This window comes from Vibrio sp. KUL80, assembly GCF_059725495.1.
Genome location: NZ_AP045842.1, coordinates 409186 through 432674 on the forward strand (window position 1 = coordinate 409186; position 23489 = coordinate 432674).

The 23489-nt window shown below is 46.4% G+C and carries 19 protein-coding genes and 1 pseudogene; 8 read left to right on the forward strand and 12 right to left on the reverse strand.

Going from position 1 to position 23489, the window contains the following annotated elements:
- Positions 1-217 precede the first annotated feature (217 nt).
- Genes fruB through fruA form a run of 3 tightly spaced genes read left to right on the forward strand, consistent with a single transcriptional unit; the run spans position 218 to position 4102 of the window.
- A complete protein-coding gene (gene fruB / locus AC6I8U_RS18485) occupies positions 218-1351 on the forward strand; it encodes a fused PTS fructose transporter subunit IIA/HPr protein (RefSeq protein WP_498019225.1) in 1134 nt (377 codons plus the stop codon).
- 10 nt (positions 1352-1361) lie between these two features.
- Entirely contained in the window at positions 1362-2309 is a 948-nt protein-coding gene (pfkB, locus tag AC6I8U_RS18490; RefSeq protein WP_498019226.1) for a 1-phosphofructokinase, read from the forward strand.
- A 56-nt stretch (positions 2310-2365) separates the two neighbouring features.
- A complete protein-coding gene (gene fruA / locus AC6I8U_RS18495) occupies positions 2366-4102 on the forward strand; it encodes a PTS fructose transporter subunit IIBC (protein WP_498019227.1) in 1737 nt (578 codons plus the stop codon).
- Between the two features lie 97 nt (positions 4103-4199).
- On the opposite strand, the gene AC6I8U_RS18500 is transcribed toward fruA, so the two are convergent.
- From AC6I8U_RS18500 to AC6I8U_RS18515, 4 genes are all read right to left on the reverse strand, one after another.
- On the reverse strand, positions 4200-5267 hold the full coding sequence (locus AC6I8U_RS18500; protein WP_498019228.1) for a S1 family peptidase: 1068 nt from the start codon (positions 5265-5267) through the stop codon (positions 4200-4202).
- A gap of 184 nt (positions 5268-5451) precedes the next feature.
- Positions 5452-6510: a S1 family peptidase gene (locus tag AC6I8U_RS18505; protein WP_498019229.1), complete on the reverse strand. Its 1059-nt coding sequence runs from the start codon at positions 6508-6510 to the stop codon at positions 5452-5454.
- 221 nt (positions 6511-6731) lie between these two features.
- Positions 6732-7865 (reverse strand): glycine cleavage system aminomethyltransferase GcvT, encoded by a 1134-nt coding sequence (gcvT, locus tag AC6I8U_RS18510; protein ID WP_498019230.1) that lies wholly within the window; start codon positions 7863-7865, stop codon positions 6732-6734.
- A gap of 386 nt (positions 7866-8251) precedes the next feature.
- Positions 8252-8875, reverse strand: a complete 624-nt coding sequence (locus AC6I8U_RS18515) for a helix-turn-helix domain-containing protein (RefSeq protein ID WP_498019598.1) — start codon at positions 8873-8875, stop codon at positions 8252-8254.
- Positions 8876-9262: 387 nt separating this feature from the next.
- Here AC6I8U_RS18515 and AC6I8U_RS18520 point away from each other — a divergent pair, with 387 nt between their 5' ends.
- The 3 genes from AC6I8U_RS18520 to gcvP all read left to right on the forward strand — a co-directional run bounded on the left by AC6I8U_RS18520 (position 9263) and on the right by gcvP (position 14035).
- Positions 9263-10570 carry a serine hydroxymethyltransferase gene (locus tag AC6I8U_RS18520; protein WP_112462898.1) on the forward strand — a complete coding sequence of 436 codons (1308 nt, stop codon included), beginning with the start codon at positions 9263-9265 and terminating at the stop codon, positions 10568-10570.
- A gap of 35 nt (positions 10571-10605) precedes the next feature.
- Positions 10606-10986, forward strand: coding sequence for a glycine cleavage system protein GcvH (gcvH, locus tag AC6I8U_RS18525; protein WP_498019231.1), 381 nt, complete (start codon positions 10606-10608; stop codon positions 10984-10986).
- Between the two features lie 184 nt (positions 10987-11170).
- Complete coding sequence (gcvP, locus tag AC6I8U_RS18530) at positions 11171-14035, forward strand: aminomethyl-transferring glycine dehydrogenase (protein ID WP_498019232.1); 2865 nt, start codon at positions 11171-11173, stop codon at positions 14033-14035.
- Positions 14036-14166: 131 nt separating this feature from the next.
- On the opposite strand, the pseudogene AC6I8U_RS18535 reads toward gcvP, so the two are convergent.
- The 5 genes and pseudogenes from AC6I8U_RS18535 to AC6I8U_RS18555 all read right to left on the reverse strand — a co-directional run bounded on the left by AC6I8U_RS18535 (position 14167) and on the right by AC6I8U_RS18555 (position 17276).
- Positions 14167-15604: pseudogene (locus AC6I8U_RS18535) on the reverse strand (IS1182 family transposase).
- Between the two features lie 209 nt (positions 15605-15813).
- Positions 15814-16314 (reverse strand): hypothetical protein, encoded by a 501-nt coding sequence (locus AC6I8U_RS18540; protein WP_498019233.1) that lies wholly within the window; start codon positions 16312-16314, stop codon positions 15814-15816.
- Positions 16315-16326: 12 nt separating this feature from the next.
- Positions 16327-16476, reverse strand: coding sequence for an ankyrin repeat domain-containing protein (locus AC6I8U_RS18545; protein ID WP_498019234.1), 150 nt, complete (start codon positions 16474-16476; stop codon positions 16327-16329).
- Positions 16452-16769, reverse strand: coding sequence for an ankyrin repeat domain-containing protein (locus tag AC6I8U_RS18550; RefSeq protein WP_498019235.1), 318 nt, complete (start codon positions 16767-16769; stop codon positions 16452-16454). Before AC6I8U_RS18550 ends, AC6I8U_RS18545 begins: the two co-directional genes overlap by 25 nt.
- Positions 16770-16778: 9 nt before the next feature.
- Positions 16779-17276, reverse strand: coding sequence for a hypothetical protein (locus AC6I8U_RS18555; protein ID WP_498019236.1), 498 nt, complete (start codon positions 17274-17276; stop codon positions 16779-16781).
- 151 nt (positions 17277-17427) lie between these two features.
- On the opposite strand from AC6I8U_RS18555, the gene AC6I8U_RS18560 reads away from it, so the two are divergent.
- On the forward strand, positions 17428-18330 hold the full coding sequence (locus AC6I8U_RS18560) for a LysR family transcriptional regulator (protein WP_498019237.1): 903 nt from the start codon (positions 17428-17430) through the stop codon (positions 18328-18330).
- Positions 18331-18382: 52 nt separating this feature from the next.
- Here the strand turns inward: AC6I8U_RS18560 and AC6I8U_RS18565 are convergent, their stop codons facing one another.
- Together AC6I8U_RS18565 and AC6I8U_RS18570 are read right to left on the reverse strand one after the other, a co-directional pair.
- Positions 18383-19891: a DUF3360 domain-containing protein gene (locus AC6I8U_RS18565; protein WP_498019238.1), complete on the reverse strand. Its 1509-nt coding sequence runs from the start codon at positions 19889-19891 to the stop codon at positions 18383-18385.
- A 728-nt stretch (positions 19892-20619) separates the two neighbouring features.
- On the reverse strand, positions 20620-21792 hold the full coding sequence (locus tag AC6I8U_RS18570) for a C45 family peptidase (RefSeq protein ID WP_498019239.1): 1173 nt from the start codon (positions 21790-21792) through the stop codon (positions 20620-20622).
- A gap of 96 nt (positions 21793-21888) precedes the next feature.
- Here AC6I8U_RS18570 and AC6I8U_RS18575 point away from each other — a divergent pair, with 96 nt between their 5' ends.
- A complete protein-coding gene (locus AC6I8U_RS18575; RefSeq protein WP_498019240.1) occupies positions 21889-22767 on the forward strand; it encodes a LysR family transcriptional regulator in 879 nt (292 codons plus the stop codon).
- Between the two features lie 54 nt (positions 22768-22821).
- Here the strand turns inward: AC6I8U_RS18575 and AC6I8U_RS18580 are convergent, their stop codons facing one another.
- Positions 22822-23319: a YcxB family protein gene (locus AC6I8U_RS18580; protein ID WP_498019241.1), complete on the reverse strand. Its 498-nt coding sequence runs from the start codon at positions 23317-23319 to the stop codon at positions 22822-22824.
- Positions 23320-23489 lie beyond the last annotated feature (170 nt).

Sequence of the window (23489 nt, forward strand, 5' to 3'; positions counted from 1 at the left end):
CAGACAGTGAACATAGACAAGAGTGGCGCTAAGTCTGATGCAGAGAATTACGCATCCTTGTGAGTAGCAACTCCATAAAAAAGACCACCAAGACAACAGCAAAGGACATGCTGACTTTTTTTGAGATTTTTGCTGAATCGATTCAGTTAAGCTTAAAGCAGTAAGCGTCAAGCAAACGAGAATCGGTTCTTAAATAGAATTAAACAGGTGAGCAACTATGCTTCAACTCGACACGAACACGATTACACTAAATCAATCCTCCGATAACAAACTTAACGCTATCAAAGCGATCGCTGCCGACCTAACCTCTAAAGGCTTGGTACAAGATGGCTACGTTGATGGCATGCTAAATCGCGAGGCTCAAAACTCAACATTTCTAGGCAATGGTATCGCCATTCCTCACGGCACTACCGATACCCGAGATCTTGTTAAGCAAACTGGCGTTGCCGTTCATCACTTCCCTAACGGCGTAGATTGGGGGGATGGCAATGTGGCGTACGTTGCCATTGGTATCGCGGCGAAGTCTGACGAGCACCTAGGCATCTTAAAACAGCTAACGAAGATCCTTTCAGCTGACGGTGTAGAACAAAAGCTAAAACAAGCTAAGAGCGAGAAAGACATCATCGCCCTGCTTAACGGTGACGTGCAGCTGGAAGCAGATTTCGATGCTTCGTTAATCCAACTTAACTTCCCAGCAAGCGACATGGTTCAGATGGCAGCCGTTGCTGGTGGCCTACTTAAAAACACCGGTGGCGCCGGCGCTGAATTCGTTGCTGATCTCGTTACTAAGTCCCCTACTCACCTTGGTAAAGGTCTGTGGCTGGTTAGTAGCGATAAAGCGGTAACACGTACAGGTATGGCGTTTGTTTCTACGATTAATCAGTGCGACCTTGACGGGACGCCAGTACAAGGGCTGATAGCCTTTGCAGCGTGTAACAACGCACACCAACCTATGCTCAATAAAATCACCGAAGTGGTCTTCAAGCAAGAGCAAGACAAACTGCTTTCGCTGTCTGCGGAACAAGTACTTGGTTTCTTCACGGGCGAAGAAGTTCAAGCTGCGAGTTCTGAAGATGGCAACGTGGCTGTATTCAAGATTAAAAATGCTCACGGTCTTCATGCTCGTCCGGGCGCGATGCTGGTTGCAGAAGCGAAGAAATTCGAATCGTCTATCAAGGTGTCGAACCTAAATGGCGATGGCAAAGCAGTAAACGCGAAAAGCCTTATGAAGGTTATCGCTCTTGGTGTGAAACACGGCCACGAGCTGCAGTTCAGTGCTGAAGGTACAGATGCTGGTGAAGCATTGGAAGCGATTGGCAAAGCCATTGCTTCTGGTCTAGGTGAAGGCTAAGGAGTCGGTTATGACAGTTACAAACAAAGTCGTCACCATCACACTTAACCCAGCATTGGATTTGACTGGTAGCTTAGACACGCTGAACAAGGGCTCAGTGAGCCTCGTCAATCAAGGTTCTTTGCATGCCGCTGGTAAAGGCGTCAACGTTGCCAAAGTCCTAAGTGATCTCGGTGCAGATGTCACAGTAACAGGCTTTCTGGGCACAGATAACCAAGAGTTATTCTGCCAACTGTTCGCTGATATGGGTGCACAAGACAAGTTTGTTCGCGTAGCGGGTTCAACTCGCATCAACGTAAAACTTGTGGAAGCGAACGGTGACGTTAGTGATATCAACTTTCCTGGCGTCGAAGTCAACACTGACGCTATCGACGCATTTGAACAAACCCTTAATGAATTAATGAAAGAGCACGATTACTTCGTGTTCGCTGGCAGCCTACCTCGTGGTATTACGCCCGAGCAATGCGCCGTTTGGATTAAGCTTCTTCAAGAAAACGGTAAGCGCGTTTTATTCGATAGCAGCCGTGATGCGCTGGCAAAAGGACTGGACTCTAAGCCTTGGTTGATCAAACCAAACGATGAAGAGCTATCCCAGTTCGTTGGTCGCCATTTAACGACACAAGAACAATGTCTTGAAGCTGCCGAGTCACTGTCTGACAAAGGCATTGCCAATATCGTCGTCTCCATGGGTGCTGAAGGCGTGTTGTGGCTTGAAAACGGCGAATGGCTACAAGCTAAGCCACCAAAAATGTCCGTCGTTAGCACCGTTGGTGCGGGCGACACCTTAGTTGCAGGTCTATGTTGGGGACACATGCAATCTAAGCCAAAAACAGAATTACTCTCTTTCGCAACCGCTCTGTCTGCACTGGCTGTTAGTCAAGTTGGCGTAGGTGTTTCGGATGTGGACGAAGTTTTATCCCTACAACAAAAAATAGAGTTACAAAAGCTTAGCCACTAATTTTCCTAAGTCTTTGACTTAGATTCTTGTGGCAAATGGACACGAAGGTCGAACCTATGAAAATTTCAATTATTACCGCTTGCCCTAGTGGCGTAGCAAACAGCATTATCGCGGCGGGTCTATTAGACCAAGCAGCAAAAGCGTTAGGACATGAGGCAAACGTCGAATGTCATTCCAGTGTGGTTGAAACGCAAACACTTAGCGATGCACAAATCAGCGAAGCCGACGTTATTGTTATTGCGGCAAATACGCCGGTTGATACACAGCGTTTTGTGGGTAAAAAAGTCTATCAAGCGAGCATCTCAGAATGTACGTCTGATCCAAAAGCATTCCTGACGGATGCTATCGAAAAAGCAACCGAACTAGAGCAAGGTGTCGCAGTAGCATCAGCGCCTGAACAGTCTGCAAACGGCGCGAAGAAGATCGTGGCGATTACTGCCTGCCCTACTGGCGTGGCACACACCTTCATGGCAGCAGAAGCGCTAGAAGAAGAAGGGAAACGCCTCGGCCACACTATCAAAGTAGAAACTCGTGGCTCTGTTGGTGCTAAAAACCAACTGACAGCGCAAGAGATTGCCGATGCTGACCTAGTCATCATCGCTGCTGATATCGAAGTACCTCTCGATCGTTTCGACGGTAAGTCGATGTACAAAACCAGCACAGGTCTAGCACTTAAAAAGACCGAACAAGAGATCAACAAAGCATTTGTTGAAGCCACGCCTTACAAACACACCGCTGGCGCAAGCCAATCGGGTGGAACTGAAGAGAAGAAAGGCGTTTATAAACACCTGATGACAGGTGTATCGCACATGCTTCCTGTTGTCGTAGCTGGTGGTTTGATCATCGCCCTATCGTTTGTATTCGGTATCGAAGCGTTTAAAGAAGAAGGCACATTAGCAGCTGCGCTCATGACTATTGGTGGCGGTAGCGCCTTTGCCCTAATGATCCCTGTTCTTGCGGGTTACATTGCATTCTCAATTGCTGACCGTCCTGGCCTAGCTCCTGGTCTTATTGGCGGCATGCTAGCGAGCTCAACAGGCGCAGGATTCCTCGGTGGTATTGTGGCTGGTTTCTTAGCGGGTTACTCTGCGAAACTGATTGCCGACAAAGTCAGCCTCCCTCAATCAATGGAAGCGCTCAAGCCAATCTTGATCATTCCATTTATTGCTAGCTTGTTCACCGGCCTTGTGATGATTTACATCGTTGGCGGCCCGGTTTCTGGCATTATGGCGGGTCTAACCGACTTCCTAAACAACATGGGTAGTGCAAACGCGGTTCTCCTAGGTGTGCTACTTGGCGCAATGATGTGTTTCGATTTGGGCGGCCCAGTAAACAAAGCGGCATACACCTTTGGTGTGGGTCTATTGGCTTCTCAAACTTACGCGCCAATGGCAGCGATCATGGCTGCGGGTATGGTACCTGCACTTGGCATGGGTCTAGCGACATTCCTAGCGAAAGACAAATTCGAAGCGGGAGAGCGCGAAGCGGGCAAAGCATCATTCGTACTCGGTATGTGCTTTATTTCTGAAGGTGCGATTCCATTTGCAGCGAAAGACCCTGTACGTGTTATCCCTTCATGCATGATCGGTGGTGCGTTAACGGGTGCGCTTTCTATGCTGATTGGTGCGAAATTGATGGCTCCACACGGCGGTCTGTTCGTACTACTAATCCCAGGTGCAATTTCTCCAGTGCTAATGTACTTGGTAGCGATTGCAGCAGGTACGGCAGTCACTGGCTTTACTTACGCATTCCTAAAGCGTCGCGCTGACGACAAAGCACTCGCTGCGGCTTAATTGCGACAAGCCCAAGTGACACTTGGGCGAACCATCCACTCACCCCCAATAGTGGAATTTTAATAGCGCTGCCCTCGCAGCGCTTTTTTTAGTTCTGTTATTCTGGTTCACGCCTTCGAAGCACAGCCAGAGACAACAGACCGAGTGATAGCCACAAAGACCACTCTCCGCCGCCACCATCGCCTTCCGTCGTACTGATGGTTCCACCTTGATAAATAACACGACCATTTAACGCAAGGTAATCCAATCTATCTTGCTCTGTCACCGTGACGGTTGGTATTTCTTGCCCAGCTAACACACTGTCAATCCAGTCAACATAATCCGCGACTTCTGTATAAGCCGCCGTAACATCTGACGAAGAGTCGCCGCAAGTTGCCGGCCCGAAACTCGTAATACCTACCTGTTTAAATGTTCCGTTGTCATCCCAATAGATAGGACCGCCCGAATCGCCCTGACAAGTTCCGGCTTTCAATCCGTTGGAAATAGACGTCGCACCACTAAAGCAAATTTGTTTGTCAGTTAGGAAGCGTCCATTGGTGAAGTTGTTAGCGCAAGTAAGATTAGTGACCCAAAAAAGGTCTGCTCTTTGCAGAATCGACGTCCCAGAAACTCCCGTTGCTACATCCCCATGACCGAGAGCCACAAAAGAGGCAGAGAAACTGCGATAAAGCGATGCTTCAGCGGAGGTAGCACGCATTACTGAACTGCCGCCATTGACCGCTTGCTCAAGTCGCAAGACCACTATGTCATTGGGTAACAATCGAGAGATATTGTTCTCAAAATTAGGATGAAAGAATACAGCTTCTACCCGCTGCTTTTCTGCATTTAAAAAGCGGTTTTCATTCTCTAACCCAACAACCGCACTGGTAAATAAAACGGCACCTTCATCATAGGTGTCGAAGCTCGACAAGCAGTGCCCTGCCGTCATTACATGCGTATTGTTAAGTAAAGTCCCCCCACAATACGCTCCCGACGAGTAGCGTCCATCATACTCTAGAGAGTCGATGTACAGGCTCACGAATGACGGGAAATCAAGTATCGAGGCGTTAGTACCATTTACAATCATCGGAGCCACTTCGACGTTTTCGGCGTGCGCTTTGCCGACCGCCAAAGCAAAAGGCAGCAGAATGGATGCAATCAACGCGGATTTCACGCTTAGATTCATTCGGAATCTCCTTTTCTGAATAATCTGTGGGAGTTAACGTGATTTAGCTCTCACTTTCAGTATAGAGTGTTACGAACGATCCGTTAGGTTCGATTAAACAAGTCTTAACAATGAGCCAGTAGACAACAAAAAACGCCGCGTGAAACACGCGGCGTTTTACATTAAGGATCATAAAGATAGATAATCACTGTCTTCTACGACGTGACCAACCTACTAAAGCTAACAGGGAGCCAAATAGTAAAGACATACTACCACCGCCACCGCTGCCAGAAGTAGACACATTCGGAGTTGGTGATATGGTTTGACCAAAGTCTATGCGGTCTTGTTCTGAAATCGTATAGGTTGCCGTTTCGTGACCGCCTAATACAGATTCAATCCAATCGTAATGATCGGCCACCTCAGTAAATACAGAGGTTACTGGTATTGATGGATCGCCACAGGTTGTCGGACCAAAGCTCGTAATCCCTACTTGTACCAGACGACCATTATCATTCCAATAGACAGGTCCACCAGAATCGCCTTGGCATGTGCCGCCATTGAGTTGTGTCACCGCACTGTAGTCACCACTAAAACAAATGTAATCATCACGCACATTACTTAAGCCAAATGCTTGGCATTGACTATCAGTGACATAATTAAGCGACACCTGGAGCAAATCGGTGGAATCGTCGAATCCAGTTCTCGTATCACCATGCCCAACCGCCTTAAAACTTGCCGGTTCGTTTCGATAGTCCTTTGAAAAACCATAGTTTACAAGCTCACCTCGAGTCGCTGGTGTCGCTAGCTTTAAGATGGCAATGTCATTTGACCAGAGATAACGCTCGCCATCCTTGTAGTTAGGGTGCATGTAAATCTCTGCAATTCGCAGACGCTCAGCGTTACCCGCTTCGCTTGAGTCTTGAAGCTCAGTCACTGCAACTGTAAAGAGTCGGTTCCACTTAGCATTGTTGTCACTGCCGTAAAAACAGTGCGCTGCGGTTAATACATACTCTTGATTAAGCAAGGTAGCACCGCACAACGGACCTTCAATAGAATAGTTTGTATAGCCTGTTGGATCGGAAAACAGTGAGATGAATGAGCGATAGTCATCAATGTTCGCAACGTTACCATTCACAATATATGGTGCGACAGGTGTACTATTCTCAACGGCATCTGTTGCGTGCGCGCCAAATGATGCTAGACCTAAACTGGTTGCCAAAATAGCAGTCGAGACAGGACTGCGAGAAAATAAGCTTTGAAACACTAAACGATACTCCTTTCGTGTGTACAGCTACGATACGCCTATCATGGCGCTTATTATCAGTGACCGCTGATAGTAACCGTCTTCAATTCCATAAGTTTTTAAGCTTCTCACAGGATGACAAAATTCAGACAAAAAAGCACCACTGTCTTACAGTGGTGCTTTTGAAGTGGATAGCAAAACCGAGAGAGTGTCTCTAGGGCGCTTTCATGAGCTAAACAAGCTTAGCCACGGTAGTAACGCTGAGGTACAAACGGCATTTTCTCTACCGTCATCGCCAGTTTTTTACCACGTACTTCTGCAAATACTTCCGTGCCAATTGCAGCAAACTCGGTCTTAACATAACCCATAGACACTGGCTTACCTGCTGTTGGACCCGCAGTACCACTGGTCACGATACCGATTTCATTATCATTAGCATCAAACAGTTTCGCGCCCTCACGCACTGGCGCTTTAGTTTGGCCAATCAAGCCGATACGTTTGCGAGCTACATCTTTGGTTTCGATTTGGTTTAGAACGATATCCGCACCTGGGAAGCCACCCGCACGCTCACCGTCATTACGACGTACTTTCTGAATACCCCACAATAGGCTTGCTTCAACCGGTGTCGTCGTCGTGTCTAGGTCATGACCGTACAAACACAGACCACACTCAAGACGCAGCGAGTCACGAGCACCAAGGCCGATCCACTCGACTTCTTCATACTCGGTTAGTGCCTGTGCCAAAGCTTCTGCATTCTCAGACGGCACTGAGATTTCGTAACCGTCCTCACCAGTGTAACCAGAGCGGCTAACGATGCACTCAACACCGTTGATATCCAGTTTACGAACATCCATAAACAGCATCTCAGCCACTTCTGGCTGAATGCGAGCCAAGACCTCTGCCGCTTTAGGGCCTTGAAGTGCAAGTAGCGCGCGATCTTCGATCACTTCCATCTCAACACCTTCGTCAAGGTGCGCTTGCAGGTGGGCAATATCTTGCGCTTTACATGCCGCGTTGACGACAACAAACAGATGATCGCCTAGGTTTGCCACCATAAGATCATCCATGATGCCGCCTTGCTCATTAGTAAAGAACGCATAGCGCTGTTTACCCGCTGGCAAGTCAATAATATCGACAGGAACCAATGTCTCTAGGATTTTGGCAGCGTTTGCACCGTGGAGACGAATTTGTCCCATGTGTGACACATCAAACAACCCCGCAGCATCACGACAGTGAAGGTGTTCCTTCTTTACACCCAATGGGTATTGAACCGGCATATCGTAGCCAGCAAATGGCACCATCTTAGCGCCAACACTTACGTGTAATGCATGCAAAGGTGTTTTCAATAGATCTTGGGTTGCTTGTTCTTGAGCCATTGTAATCTCCATTGGGTTGGACCACATTTCAGTGAGTCCTGCTCCTGTTGTAAGGTGAGTGGTTCACTATCTTCATCTGCGCAAGTTTACTGACTTACGCATGTCCGATGGATTCAATCGGTATCCATTAAATGAGTAACCTGAATGGTGAAGAGTTCACCACCAGGAAACCATGTTTCCTATAGTGAACAAGAATGCGGGTATTTTTCTCATTTAACAAGATACAAACACCGCAAAATGTGACATTTAACATCTTATTTACAGCATTACTGTCAATAAAAAAGCGCCATTTCGACGAGATTACCGTCAAAACCGCGCTTTATCAGGGCATTTTCGCAACAAAGCAAACGTTTGCCTTTATTATAAGAAACTTAATCAACTGGCGATTATTTCGCCGTCACCCAGAGAATATGAGCGTCTTCTTCACTGGTTGAGATGAGCATATGCCCCATGTTCGCATCGTAGTAAACGCTATCTCCTTCACTCATTGACATAGGTTCATAAAACTCAGAAAAGAACATCACTTGACCAGATAAAATCAGCAAAAATTCTTCACCATCGTGCCTTACCCAATCACTGTATTCTTCAAAATTACGCGCTCTGACTGTGCTTTTGAATGGCATCATCTTCTTGTTAGATAATTGCGTCGCTAAAAGCTCGTGTTCATACGTTGGTGTAGGGTGCGGTTTTCCTTCTCCGCGCTTGGTAAAGTCACGACGCCCTGTCGCGACTTTTTTCTTAGGCGGCTCAAAGAGTTGAGGCATGTCGATATGCAGACCTGAAGCCAGCTTTTGCATCGCCTGAAAGGTCGGAGAGATCTGCTCGTTTTCAATCTTGCTCAATGTAGAGCGCGCAAGCCCTGTTCGCTGGCTCGCTTCTTCGAGCGTGAGCCCCATCTTAGAACGAATGTCCTTGATGCGCTCTCCCAGTTTCAGAGGTTCTATATTTTCGTCCGTCGACTCTCTGGCCAACGTTAGGGACGGATACTCATCGTAGATGTCTTCTGACATGCGATCCTTCTTATTCATGACTTCCTGTATTGCAATTTCATTGTTGCATGAAGCGACTTCTATATTAAAGACCATGTATAAAAATAAAGCGTGCTCTCGATAACATTTTTGGAAACTGTGTTTCCTATAGGAAATTTCTGATTGATTGTTTGGGCTGACAGAGGTATGTTATCGGCTTGTTAGATGAAGAGATACACTTGCGAGCTGGTGAGCCAATGGAAATCCCCTACTCTCCAGCCCGTTTACTGAATGATTTTTGTCCTACCTATTGGGACTTATTCGCACCGCTGTTTTGAACAGGTTGACTGTTCTTACAGTACTAAGACACGACTCAATCGACACAATGACAAACACAAACGTCGATTGGATAATGGAAGGTTCAACGCCATGAATGCTCAGTACTCAAAAAGCTATCCTAATCACAGCCTAGAAAACTTCTTCTCAACCAATTTGTCTGCGACAGACGATGCTGTGTTCACCGGAATCCAAGCAGAGTTCGCTCGCCAGAACGACCAAATCGAGCTGATTGCTTCTGAAAACATCGTTTCAAAAGCAGTCATGCAAGCACAAGGCACGTGCCTAACCAATAAATACGCAGAAGGCTACCCTAACCGTCGTTATTACGGTGGTTGTGAGCACGTTGATACCGTGGAAGCCATCGCTATCGAACGCGCTAAGTCTCTTTTTAAGTGCGAATACGCAAACGTTCAACCTCACTCAGGAGCTCAAGCTAACGGTGCAGTAAAACTAGCGCTTCTTCAGCCTGGCGACACTATCATGGGCATGTCACTTGATGCCGGTGGTCACCTTACACACGGTGCTCGCCCTGCACTTTCTGGTAAATGGTTTAACGCCGTTCAGTACGGTGTGGACAAAGAAACACTAGAAATAAACTACGACGACGTACGTGCTCTAGCTGTAGAACACAAACCAAAAATGATCATCGCAGGTGGTAGTGCGATTCCTCGCGTTATCGACTTTGCTAAGTTCCGTGAAATCGCTGACGAAGTTGGCGCGATCCTAATGGTCGACATGGCGCACATCGCAGGTCTGATTGCGACAGGTGCACACCCTAGCCCATTACCGCACGCACACGTTGTTACTACAACAACACACAAAACACTGCGTGGCCCTCGTGGTGGCATGATCCTGACCAACCACGAAGACATCATTAAGAAAATCAACTCAGCGGTATTCCCTGGCCTTCAAGGCGGTCCGCTGATGCACGTAATTGCAGCAAAAGCAGTCGCGTTCGGTGAGGCGCTAGGCCCACAATTTTCAACTTATATCGATTCAGTGATCGCGAACGCAAAAGTACTTTCTGAAGTATTGCAAACTCGCGGTTGCGACATCGTGACTGGCGGCACTGACACTCATCTAATGCTGGTTGACCTGCGTCCAAAAGGCCTAAAAGGCAACAAAGCAGAAGAAGCCCTAGAGCGTGCTGGCATCACATGTAATAAAAATGGCATCCCGTTTGACACAGAAAAACCTATGATTACATCGGGTATTCGCTTAGGGACGCCAGCTGGAACCACACGTGGTTTTGGCACTGAAGAATTTAAACTTATTGGTGAGTGGATTGGAGACGTGTTGGACGGCCTAGTTGAAAGCCCAGAGGGCAATCCAGAGGTCGAGAAACGCGTACGTAAAGAAGTGAAGGCGCTGTGCGCTCGCTTCCCGCTCTACACTTAAAGAACAAAACATCCTTAATTTTTGGAGATAAAGCAATGGACAACACTTTGAAGTTTTCTGACAGCCACGAATGGGTACGCGACAACGGTGACGGTACTGTGACTATCGGTATTTCAGAGCACGCTCAAGAAATGCTAGGTGACGTAGTATTCGTTGACCTACCAGAAGTAGAAGACGAAATCGAAGCAGGTGAAAGCTTCTCTCTAGTTGAGTCTGTAAAGGCAGCATCTGACATCTACGCACCAATCACAGGTGAAATCGTTGAAATCAACGAAGAGCTAGAAGACAGCCCAGAGCTTATCAACGAAGAGTCATACGAAGGTGGCTGGATCGTTAAAGTGAAAATGTCTGACGCATCTGAGCTAGACAGCCTTAAGAGCGCTGAGGAATACCTAGCGTCTATCGAAGACGAATAAGCAACACGCAACCGTTGCCCGAATAAACCTAACATACGAGTCACCCCTGCGCAGGCAGGGATCTTGTTTAAGTTGGGTACTCGCTTTGAGTAGATTCCTGCCTGCGCAAGAATGACGTACAAAGTAGAAGTTCGGGCTACGATTTTAAAGGTCTCGCAGAGGATCTTTGAGAAGGTAAGGAAACATGACTGAATTACTCAACAGCCTAAGCACACAAAACGAATTTGTTGCTCGCCACAATGGGCCAAACAAATCTGACCAACAAAAAATGCTGGACGCGATTAACGTTCTAAACCTAGACACACTTATCGACGAGACTGTCCCAGCTCAAATCCGCCTAGAACAACCAATGACGCTAGAAGCTCCAATGAGTGAAGCAGACATGCTGGTAGAAATGAAAAAGTTCGCGGATTTGAACCAAGTAAAACGCACATTCATCGGTCAGGGTTACTACAACACCTTCACACCAAATGTGATTCTGCGAAACGTTCTAGAGAATCCAGGTTGGTACACAGCGTACACGCCATATCAGCCAGAAATCTCACAAGGTCGCCTTGAGTCATTGCTTAACTACCAGCAAATGGTCATGGACCTAACGGGCATGGAGATTGCGAACGCATCTTTGCTTGACGAAGCAACTGCAGCTGCAGAAGCGATGACGCTGTGTAAGCGTGCAGGTAAGAGCAAGAGCAAAGTCTTCTTCGTGGCAGATGATGTTCATCCACAAACACTAGAAGTTGTTAAAACTCGTGCTGAGTTCATCGGCTTTGAAGTACAAGTAGGTTCTCTAGAGTCTCTTCCAGAGCAAGATGTATTTGGCGCGTTAGTTCAATACCCAGGCACTACGGGTGAAGTTCGCGACCTAACAGACATCATCGCTGCTGCTCAAGCAAACAAGACACTTGTTACCGTTGCAACGGACCTACTTGCTTCCGCACTGCTTAAGCCAGCGGGTGAAATGGGCGCAGACGTGGTGATCGGCTCTGCACAACGCTTTGGCGTTCCAATGGGCTACGGCGGTCCACACGCTGCGTTCATGGCAACCAAAGATAAGCATAAGCGCACTATGCCAGGCCGTGTAATCGGTGTATCTATCGATACTAACGGCAACCAAGCTTTGCGTATGGCAATGCAGACTCGTGAGCAGCACATCCGCCGCGAAAAAGCGACATCGAACATCTGTACTGCGCAAGCATTGCTCGCCAACATGGCGGCATTCTACGCGGTATACCACGGTGAAGAAGGTCTTAAGACTATCGCTCGCCGCACGCACCACATGACGGCAATTCTAGCAGCTGGTCTAACGAAAGCTGGCTATGAACTAGCTCACAACAGCTTCTTCGATACCATCACTGTTAATACTGGTGACAACACAGACAAGCTAGTCCAAAAAGCGCTAGCATCTGACATCAACCTTCGTCAGCTAGAAGGTCAAATTGGTATCAGCTTCGATGAAACCACCACTATCGAAGACATCAACGTTTTATTTGCTGTATTTGAAGTAAAAGAAAACGTTGAGACACTATCTACAGAGATTGCTGGCAACGAGTTTGCAGCGATTCCTGAAAACTGCCGTCGTACCTCTCGCTACCTAACTCACCCTGTGTTTAACACTCACCACAGTGAAACACAGATGATGCGTTACCTAAAACAGCTAGAGAACAAAGACTTCTCACTAACGCACGGTATGATCCCGCTTGGCAGCTGCACCATGAAGCTAAACGCAGCCGCAGAGATGATCCCGGTAACGTGGCCTGAGTTTGGCTCTATCCACCCATTCGCACCACTTGACCAAGCAGCGGGCTACAAAGCCCTAGCGGATGACCTTAAGAAGAAGCTATGTGAAATTACAGGCTACGATGAGTTCTCACTTCAGCCTAACTCAGGTGCATCAGGTGAGTACGCTGGCCTAATCGCAATCCAGCGCTACCACGAAAGCCGTGGCGAAGGTCACCGTAACGTGTGTCTGATCCCAAGCTCTGCGCACGGTACTAACCCTGCAACGGCGTCTATGGTGTCAATGAAAGTGGTTGTCGTTAAGTGTGACGACAACGGCAACATCGATACTGACGATCTAGCAGCGAAGATCGAAAAGCACCGTGATAACCTATCAAGCATCATGATCACCTACCCTTCTACGCACGGCGTGTACGAAGAGCACGTGAAAGAAGTGTGCGAAATGGTTCATGAAGCTGGCGGTCAGGTTTACCTAGATGGCGCGAACATGAACGCTCAGGTTGGTCTAACTAACCCAGGCTTCATTGGTTCTGATGTATCGCACCTTAACCTACACAAAACCTTCTGTATCCCACACGGTGGTGGCGGTCCAGGTATGGGTCCTATCGGCGTCAAATCACACCTAGCGCCATTCCTACCAGGTCACATCGAGAACGGTGTTGAAGGCGAAGACTACGCAGTTTCTGCAGCCGACCTTGGCAGTGCTTCAATCCTACCAATCTCGTGGGCATACATCGCGATGATGGGTGAATCTGGCCTAACGGATGCAACCAAAGTCGCTATCCTAAATGCGAACTACGTAATGGAACGTCTACTTCCGCACTACCCTGTTCTTTACCGTGGCACCAACGGCCGCGTAGCACACGAATGTATTATCGACATTCGTCCGCTGAAAGAAGAAACAGGCATCAGCGAAGAAGACATCGCTAAGCGTCTAATGGACTACGGCTTCCACGCGCCGACTATGTCGTTCCCAGTAGCGGGCACACTTATGGTTGAGCCTACTGAATCTGAAGATCTAGAAGAGCTAGACCGTTTCTGTGAAGCGATGATCGCTATCCGTGAAGAAATGACGCAAGTGAAAGATGGTGTATGGCCACTAGACAACAACCCGCTAGTGAACGCACCACACACACAAGTTGACCTTTCAAAAGAGGAATGGGACCGCCCATACTCTCGCGAACTAGGCTGCTTCCCGTCTGCTCACCAGAGAACTTGGAAGTACTGGCCAACGGTTAACCGTGTAGATAACGTGTACGGTGACCGCAATCTAATTTGTTCTTGTCCTTCGATTGAGAACTATGAAGATTAATGAAGTTGGTTAACTTCTAGAAATTGAAAAGCGAACCTTAGTGGTTCGCTTCAGATTGCTGACGAACCCCGCTTTTTCAAGCGGGGTTCTTTTTTCTGAGCGGCCATAGGCCGCGATCGCGATATTTTTTGTTAGATAGCGCTCTGAAGTGAGTTGAGCCTAAACCGGCATACAGAGGCCAGTATTTGACGTATTTCTGCCCTATTTAAGCCCATTTTTCGCAGATAGCTCACCACCAACGCTATCTTCTTGATGTTTTGAGCGGCAGCGGCTAACCAACATTGCATCTGCACTTTTTGCGAGACCACGGTAGCGCGCGTAACGGTGACCATGGTGTTGTTTTGCATCGGCGAAGCTTCGTTCTACCGTTTCACTTCGCCTCCGATACGTCTTTTTCCGTAGCAAGAGAGTCGCATTTGATTGGCTCGCTCCACCGCCTCGCTGTAGAGGTGACGCGTTATGACCTTCTGCATGTTTTCACTCTTGGTGCAGTCGTCCCGAACGGGGCAAAACGCACATTGCTTCGGGTCGGAAGCGTATGAGCGATAGCCTGCGCGTGTTGTGGTTTTATAGACGAGCTCCTGCCCTTCTGGACAGCGATAGGTATCGGTCTCTTTTTTGGTATTTGAAGTCTTTCTTCTTAAATTTGTTCTTAGTTCTTGATGGGCGGCGATACCCGAACACACCTAATAGACTGCGGCGCTCGAGTGATTCAGCAACAGGCGCTGTGAAGTAACCTGCATCGATACCAACTGCGATGGGGTTGAGGTTGAACTGCTCTAGCGTGTGGTCGAGACGACGGATATAGGGCTGTGAGTCATTCACATTCCCCGGTGTTGCGTATGTGTCTATGATTATACCGTGCTTGCCATCCACGGTTCGGTGGTCAAGATAGAAGAAGCCTTGAGGCTTATTGTCCCGGGTCATGAAGCCACTTTCAGGGTCGGTGGTGCTGACTTTGGTGTTTTTGACGTCTGTCTTTGGTGGCGTCTCCTTGAATGGATTTTTACCTTCGGCTTCTCGGTCTGCGGCCACATCTTCATTCAGCATATCAAGATAAGCGCCTGCACTAACTGGGCGCAGACGATTCATGTGCTTGTTCTTGTTAGCATTGGCTTTAAGGTGTGTACTGTCAGTGAAGAGCTCCTGTCCTGCGACTAAGCCTTTCTCCATCGCTTGAAGCACTATGTTATTGAAGATGCGCTCAAAGACTTCAGTACCATTGAAGCGTCGAATTCGGTTCTGGCTTAACGTCGAAGCATGGATAACTTTTTCGGTCAGTGACATTCGCAAGAACCAACGATAGGCGACGTTCACTTCAATTTCTTTGACCAGTTGGCGCTCACTTTTGATGCCGAATAGGTAGCCAAGCAGAATGATTTTGAATAAACGAACAGGGTCTACGGGCGGGCGGCCGTTATCTTTGCAGTATAGATGTGCCACTTCGTCTCTGATGAATTCAAAGTCGATGGCATTATCAAATTTTCGTACGAGATGATTTTGTGGAACAAGCTGTTCCATAGTGACCATTTCAAGTTCGTATTGCTGAGGAGAAGGTTCTTGAAGCATATCGGAGTATCCATATTTCGATACTCCTATTAGATCAAAGGTCTGGCTCGAAAGCTAGACCTTTGTCAGCAGTCTGAAGCGAACCTTAGTGGTTCGCTTTTTTTTTGGGAGTACACAGAGAATCTGAATCGCTCCAAGTACCCGACGTCATTACAGATCACCTTTGGGCACAATTGACTACTCTCTTCCCCAACACATATTAAGCTTTTCTAGCTGTTATTCGCTTCAGACGCAGTCATACCTGGCATTGCATCTTTAACTACAGCTAAATAATACTCAATTACTGGGTGAGCGAGTTCATCAGATTCATACATTATCCAAGACTGCTCTAGATTAAGATCTGTGTATGATCCATCCTTAAACTCCCCTCTCCACCGAATATCGAATCGCGCTTGATACTTACCATTAGCTAAGTAAGAAACATCGATATTTCTGATATCGTGATCATCGGATAATAACAAGTCATGAATCCAATGATGCCACTCAAGAAACTCTTGGCGAGAGCGAATCTTGTAGTCAGGAAAATCGACATGAATACTCTCGTCGACAAGTTCTTCAAAAGCCTCGGCAGGTACTCTGTCCTTTCCAACTGTAGCACGCTCGTACATTGAAAAAACGCGATGAACGAAGCTCTTGATATCATTCTTGGTGAACTTTCGCTCACCATATTGCTGAATGAGTACATCATAGTCTGTCGTTTTATACTGCATAATGCTCTCCTATTACTGCTCGAGGCTACTTAAGTAAGCCGCAATCTCGGGTTTGTTTTCAGCAATAGCTTTGTCAAGTGGCGTATTGCCATCGTGGCCTTTGATTGAAGTGTCTCCACCATTTTCGACCAAGATTTTCAATGCAGGGAGATTATTTCCCACACAGCATCATGCAGCGGTGTATAACCATTTCTTGGCCCCACAGCATTTACGTCAAATCCCGCGTCAATCAATAACTCGACAATTCGTGTATTGTCTTGAAACATAGCAGCATGCAACGCTGTGCCACCATATGAGTCTCTATCATCTGGGTCTGGGTTAGCTTTCAATAATTCAATCACTCGCTGTTCGTTACCGTGGTAAGCCGCGAGGTGAATGGTATCAGCGCAATAGGCTTGAAATGCAGCTGTCATAGCGGTGGCAAGAATTGAGAACAGAACAATTAGCTTTTTCATTTTTCCGCCTTACTCCACTACCTTGGCTTCTAACTGCGCAAGTTTCAATGCATCACCTACACGAATAACTTTGAGCTCTTGATGCACTATCATGTCGTAGCTCTCGTTATTTTTAGACCTTGCTTTCCAACGCACGTCATACGAAACCGTCCATCCAGACTGCTGATCACCTTGCACATCCATGCTTACGATATTGTGGCTGTTCCAAACGATGTTATCAGTGACACCTTGGTACCAAGCCAAGAAGTCTTCGATAGAAGAGATAGGCGTACCCGGGTATTCCATTTTAACCGGAGTAGCAATGCGATTAACGAAGTAACCTGACTCTCGTTGGTGATCAAATGCGGCAAACCACTGATAAACAAAACTCTTCACGTCGTTCTCGCTCATCTCATAACGCGCTTTAGCATCGTAAGTTGTGCTTAACGTATTTAAGTCACTATTTGCATTCGCGGCGGATATCGTAAAGAAGAGACTCAAAATGAGCGCACTAAGTTGTTTTTTCATGATTTTGACTAACCCTATCAATAACTAAAATGTAATGAGCCATGCTGCAACACTTATTTATCAGCCATGCAGTGCGGCTAAATACAGTATTGACGAATTCAGGCATAACCTGTAGCTTCATTTCAATTACTCTATAGATAACTATTGGTTAATGAAATCACTACCAACGCAACTTCCTATCTTCATTCAAGTAGCGAAAGTTGGCAGCTTTGCTAAGGCTGCCAGAGAACTTGGTGTATCGGCTCCTGCGGTGAGCAAGGCCATCAGTAAGCTTGAGCAAGAGTGGCAAACCAAGTTATTCCTGCGCTCCTCACATTCGTTAAGTCTTACCCCAGCGGGCGAGCAGCTTTATGCGAGCCTCTCTCCATCGGTCAACGCTATTCAAAACGTGATCAGCCAGCTAACTGACGATCCCACACGCATATCAGGAAGAATAAAAGTTAACCTTCCGGCAAGCTCAATCGGTCAAGATATCATTCTGCCTATCATCATCGAGTTTATGGCACTTTACCCCGAGGTGATATGTGAGATCAGCTTTGACGATAGAAACGTCAGCATTGTCGAAGAGGGTTTTGATCTTGGCGTTGGTGCATCTATAAATGAAGATTCACGACTAGTCGGAAGACCTATTCTACATACAGAGATAGGGCTTTATGCATCAAAAGCATATATCGATAAGTTTGGCACTCCAAAATCGCTAGACGACTTAGACAACCATCGTTGTCTGCCTGTGCGCTCGCTCACTACAGGAAAAATGCACAAATGGCGGTTAAGACAGGGCGACCACGCCGTTTTACTTGAGCCGAAAGGCAATCTCGTCGTCAATAACTTCTCGGCAGCCAAAGAGGCCGCTCTTTTAGGTGCGGGGATCGCCTGCTTAGGTAATTGGATGTTTGAACAAGAGCTAAAACAAGGAAAAGTCATACCTTTACTTGAAGAATGCTGGGGAGAGACAATCCCTATTTGGCTGTACTATTCGTCACGCGAATATCTTCCATCTCAAGTTCGACTTCTTATCGACTTTATCGTTGAAAAAACAAGACGATTACCTTGAGTCATCAAGGTAATCGCCAATAACAAAACTGGTAGTTCCTAAAACGTAAAGGTTAGCGAAAACTCGGGATAATAGCCGGAATCCCTGGCAGAAGACCCACCAACGCCATCACAGTACTCAACACAATAAACATAATTCCAGGCAATACCCAACGGCTCATTTTGCTTAGTTCACCGCTGCGTTCTTTACAGCCGACAAGGCCCAAATTATCCAAGAGCATGGTGAGAGACCAGCCAAATGCTGGGTTAACTAGCACTGATGAAAATACAACGATCGCAGCGGATTGTGTGGTCTTCCCTTCACGCGTCATTTCCATTCCGGCTTCTAGCAACGGAACAAATACCCCAACAATAAGCGCCACACAAAGTACGGGTTGCCAGATAGCTAGATCCATTGGGTAACCCCAAACAGCAGCTATGATACAGAATAGTGCTGTTAGTAACGCGCCAGCGGGTATAGGACGCTTAGCAATCGCCGCTGGTACGATATAAGTGCCCCAGGAAGAAGTAAAGTTAGTGCCGCCGAGCAGAGAGCCGAACGTCTGACGAATTGATGCCGTCGTCATGGTGTCGTCGATGTTCATGTGTACTTTTTCGGTACGTTCTGGATAGCTAATTTTCTGAAACACTTGATGGCCTAAAAAGTCCGGCGACCACATAGCCACAGCCAAAATAGCAAACGGCAATACCACCATGAAGTGCTCAAAAGTTGGTAAGCCTAGCATCCAACCGGTATCTTCTCCCCACCAATACATAGGGTTCATGTTGGGTAAACCTGGTTCAGTTTGAAAGGAGAACGGTGCACCCATAGCAAAAGCTAAGGTACCACCGAGCAAGCAACTGAGAGGTACCGCTAGCCAACGCTTACGAAAGTGTTCCAATAAAGCGTACAGAATTATGGTGCAGAAGATCACGACAAAGGCGATGTGGCTCATACCTATTCCGTCAGCCCAAGCGAATAGCTTTTTGACTTGAGACGCAGTTCCAACAAAGCCAAGGTAGAGCAATAGACCACCGCAGACCCCTTTACTCGTCAGGTTTGCCAGCATACTGCCACCTTTGCTGATGGCGAGCAGTAAACCAAAAGCGCCTATCAGCAACCCAAAAGCCATAGGGTGACCGCCAGCAGCAACAACAATAGGTATTAAAGGAATTAATGGGCCGTGTGTACCAGCAAGGTTTGCGGTCGGCAGTAAGAAGCCAGAGAAAAGAATAATGAACACAGAGGCTATGAGTAATTCGTAACGCACGTTCTCTAAAACAAAGCCCTCATTTAGTCCCAAAGCCCCAGCAAAAGTTGCAGCAATGGCCCCCACCATAACAACCTTACCAATCGTAGCCGCCATAGCTGGAATGGTATCTTCTAGCTCAAATCGATAATCCTTGAGTGGCAAATTGGGACGCCAGCGTTTCGGCGCCATGATTTGTAACTCATGCTCTAAATATTGTTCTCGGGAAGAAAATTCTGAACTTGGTTTATGTTGTTGTTCATAAGTGAGTTCATCTTGATTGACTTGAGGACTTTCTGTTCCTGCGTGTACGGCTTCTAAAGTGCTGCTCATTTTGATTCCTTTCGTTCACACTCTATGGTGTGTTGTTCCAACAAACGTTATTGGTTCACTGCACAAAGGTTTAGCAAGTAGTTTCTACTTACTTTTGCCATGAGGTTCTGGCTAGCTCTTCTTTTGGAGACCTTTGAAATTCAGTTGCTAGTACCTTATATCAAACGAAAAAAAACAAATAGTCTCAGGCAGTTAGACATTAGTCGTAGATCAAAGCTACTAGTATGAACTTTACATATTGGATGGAAGGGAATCAGGAAGTTATCAACGGATTGGCTGTTTTATTTGCATGAATCAAAAAAGGTGACTCGACAAAAATCGGTTGTTCTAGGTTTTTGTCGACAACAACCAAACATCTTTCATTATAGTTTCACACGCTGTGTTTATTAATGTGTTGTTTACACCTCTATAGCGCTTGATGCATTCGTTCGTCATATTGAGCACATGGCAGCATTTACCATCAAACGTCTCAAAATCCGCTTTCGTTGTGCATAATGGTTCCATCGTACCTCTTAGTGCGGCATGGAGCAGTTCTTGCTCAAAAAGAAAGGAAAAACTTTCTAACAGACTTTTTAATCTATCTAGCTTTTTTCTTGTCACATGGGCTTTCATATCAATTCTTGTCTCGATATCGATGAGTCATTAATTTGCTTTGGGATGATTTTGCTCTTGGTAGACAGAGCACTCCTTTGCCCTGAGATAAAACTTCCTGCCCGTAAGATGCAGAGCTAGTCAAAACACACTTTGGTATAGTCTTCTTTCATAAACAGTGGGTTTTCCGGTGCAAATTCCGCGCAACCTGTATTTAGATCCCAAATAAACGCTTTTGTCGTCACAAACTCATCTCCGTTGTACTTAGAGAGGTTGACTGGCTTGGAGTTAAACAAATATTTCATCGACTCCACTGTCAGCTCTGGCGTGTATCGAATGAAATTCTCTGCGGCATCTTTACGAGCAAACGTCCAAAAATTCTTCTTGTTCACCTCTGTCTCTTGCTGTGCAGAAGTCCCTTCAGGCAATAGCTTGGCACGAAGAGAGTCGGAGTGATTTGTAAAAGCAACGCCTTTATCGTTCCCTCTATGAACGACGGTGTCTTCACCAGCAACGTTAATGGCTGCGTAGTCGCCATTTTTATCAGCAACCGTCATGTTCATTGGCACAACTAACTTGTATTGCTTTGCCAATGCGATCACTTCTTCGACAGAGTTCATTGTCGCCGCCGTTGAAGCCAGTGCGTCTAACGTGATGATATTGCTGTAATCGGCTGTAAATTGAATCGACATACGTCCCAGGTGAGTAATGGTGACACCAACATTACGGCCCATCTGTTGATACAAAGTACCATCAGAGATTTCCCCGATTTGTGTGTCTGACTTCAATAATGTCGTGTCCGACTTAATCGAATCTAATGGCCAGTCTAATGTTTGCCCTACCAGACCGTTATTGAATGCGAGAGACGTGCAGCCGTTTGGTAAACTGATGTAGTCAGAAAGTTCATCACCAGAAACGGCTGAATCGATGATGTAATCAGGAGCTATCGTACTCGCTACTAACCTTTCTAGTGAGATTCCTCTGTAATCGGCTTGAGATTTAAGCATACGCAGGTGATCAGGATTAATCTTTTCTATATTTTTTATCGCTTGTGAAGCAATGTCTAACCACAACTCGGCGTTGTCTCCAAGAGAAGCCAGTTCTTCACCACGCTCGATAGAGCTTTTTGCAATAATGACCCCGATCTCCTCCGGTGATTTGCCTGTAGCGTCGATGATAAGCGCTTTTTCTTGTATGGCTGGTCTATCAGCATTGAAGTATGGCAGGTTGTCACCAATCGTTTTATCGGAAGCAAGTACTGGAAGCGCCGTTGCAGCGGCCATGAAAGTAACAAGTAATTTAAGTTTCATAGTAGCCTTTTAGTTAGGTCTGTTGACTGATGCAATTAGAATAACAACCAAATATCGATTACTATTAACTCATTACTATGCATAATTCGGATAGCTATGATCTCTCATCACCAAATGAATGCCTTTGTCACTGTCGTTGAAATGGGATCTATGAGTCGCGCCAGTAGAAAACTCAACTGCTCACAATCGACAATCAGTCGGCATATCGAGCAGTTGGAAGACGAAACAGGTTTGATTTTATTTAAGAGAGACTTCTCATCTAAGCGACTGGAACTGACCGAAGACGGGGAAGCGATACTCACCAAGTGCCATCAGACGCTCGACAACCTTTTGGAGTTTCAGACTTTTTGTCATGGGCTGAGTATGGGAATCGAACCTGAGTTTTCTATTGCCCTACCCCAGATTTTTGAGGAAGCACAAGTACAAAAAATGATATCTAGCCTAGTCAGGCAGTTTCCGAACACTCAATTTTCCTTCGTGGAACCAAGTATTCACGCTATTACCGAGTTGGTAGAAAGTGGAGAGGTCGATTTTGGGTTTAATGTGATGACTTACGAATATGGAAAAGGTCTAAAAGTCCTAGGGATGAGTTCCATTTCGGCGTGTTTAGTTTGTCATGAGGAGCACCCTATGACGAATAAAAACGAGATCAATGCAAGTGACTTAGAGTCCGAGTGTCACATCACATTCTTTAACCCAGACAGAACAACGCGCTCGCTAGGTTTCAACTTTTCAAGAAAAACGATAGAAACTCAAACACTCCAGCGACAATTATCACTGGTCAGTTCAGGGGTGGGTTATGCCCTGATACCGGAGAGTTTGTACCTTTTAAATAGACATCAGTATAAACTAGCACGTCTAAAAACCACCCTGGATAGCAGGCTAGTGTATTCCTGCCAAGCGCTATACGCCGACGCTAACCACAGCAAACCAATAAACACATGGTTGAGAAACTACATAAAGGAACATTGGTAATTCTCCACGACCACGCTATGTTGACTGACCGCTATAGCGATAGAAAGCACATCGTTATTTTTTTGTATCTACCGGCGTATGTTGTTCAACCATAAAGGCAAGCATTTCATCACTTAAGCATGATTTGCTGACATACTGACGTTGTGTACCTATGTGAAGGATGAGTCCCAAATCACTTTGTTGCAGTTGGTCGATATCACTCCATGCAATGGTGTTATTGACCTTACCACTTTTATACGTCACGCCTTTGGCATCAACCTTGAGCTCCACTTTACTGCCAGCACTCGAACCAATGTTCTGACGCCACACCCACCAACCTCTTTTAAAATAAACGCTTAGAGCCTCGACAAAGCTCAAAACAATAAAGAACCAACCCAAATAGCCGTTAGGCAGTAACTCAAACTTAACCAACACTGAGCCAAAGAGAAGAAACAGCGCGGCTTTATAGTAAGATTTAGGGAATTCAGTTGGAGTACTGGTTTGATCGTAACACTCAGCAAAAAACGCTTTGTTGAGGGTGTATTCTGCGGTGAATTCTTGGTTATTGGACATAGGCAGCTTCTTTAAGACTTTCTGTGAATGAGTATCCGATGCTACGAGCCAGTAGCGCCAGTATTGTAACGCTTCTTACCTTTTTGCTTTAACTGTTTTAAACGCTTTTTGTAAATCGATGATACTTCGTACTCATTCTAAGTGAGTCTGCTAGCAAAAATAATAGGCTT

Excerpts from the sequence above, each read along its gene's own strand:
- fruB (WP_498019225.1), top strand. The coding sequence starts at position 218 with ATGCTTCAACTCGACACGAACACGATTACACTAAATCAATCCTCCGAT.
- pfkB (WP_498019226.1), top strand. The coding sequence starts at position 1,362 with ATGACAGTTACAAACAAAGTCGTCACCATCACACTTAACCCAGCATTG.
- fruA (WP_498019227.1), top strand. The coding sequence starts at position 2,366 with ATGAAAATTTCAATTATTACCGCTTGCCCTAGTGGCGTAGCAAACAGC.
- AC6I8U_RS18500 (WP_498019228.1), bottom strand. The coding sequence starts at position 5,267 with ATGAATCTAAGCGTGAAATCCGCGTTGATTGCATCCATTCTGCTGCCT.
- gcvT (WP_498019230.1), bottom strand. The coding sequence starts at position 7,865 with ATGGCTCAAGAACAAGCAACCCAAGATCTATTGAAAACACCTTTGCAT.
- AC6I8U_RS18515 (WP_498019598.1), bottom strand. The coding sequence starts at position 8,875 with ATGTCAGAAGACATCTACGATGAGTATCCGTCCCTAACGTTGGCCAGA.
- AC6I8U_RS18520 (WP_112462898.1), top strand. The coding sequence starts at position 9,263 with ATGAATGCTCAGTACTCAAAAAGCTATCCTAATCACAGCCTAGAAAAC.
- gcvH (WP_498019231.1), top strand. The coding sequence starts at position 10,606 with ATGGACAACACTTTGAAGTTTTCTGACAGCCACGAATGGGTACGCGAC.
- gcvP (WP_498019232.1), top strand. The coding sequence starts at position 11,171 with ATGACTGAATTACTCAACAGCCTAAGCACACAAAACGAATTTGTTGCT.
- AC6I8U_RS18540 (WP_498019233.1), bottom strand. The coding sequence starts at position 16,314 with ATGCAGTATAAAACGACAGACTATGATGTACTCATTCAGCAATATGGT.
- AC6I8U_RS18550 (WP_498019235.1), bottom strand. The coding sequence starts at position 16,769 with ATGAAAAAGCTAATTGTTCTGTTCTCAATTCTTGCCACCGCTATGACA.
- AC6I8U_RS18555 (WP_498019236.1), bottom strand. The coding sequence starts at position 17,276 with ATGAAAAAACAACTTAGTGCGCTCATTTTGAGTCTCTTCTTTACGATA.
- AC6I8U_RS18560 (WP_498019237.1), top strand. The coding sequence starts at position 17,428 with ATGAAATCACTACCAACGCAACTTCCTATCTTCATTCAAGTAGCGAAA.
- AC6I8U_RS18565 (WP_498019238.1), bottom strand. The coding sequence starts at position 19,891 with ATGAGCAGCACTTTAGAAGCCGTACACGCAGGAACAGAAAGTCCTCAA.
- AC6I8U_RS18570 (WP_498019239.1), bottom strand. The coding sequence starts at position 21,792 with ATGAAACTTAAATTACTTGTTACTTTCATGGCCGCTGCAACGGCGCTT.
- AC6I8U_RS18575 (WP_498019240.1), top strand. The coding sequence starts at position 21,889 with ATGATCTCTCATCACCAAATGAATGCCTTTGTCACTGTCGTTGAAATG.
- AC6I8U_RS18580 (WP_498019241.1), bottom strand. The coding sequence starts at position 23,319 with ATGTCCAATAACCAAGAATTCACCGCAGAATACACCCTCAACAAAGCG.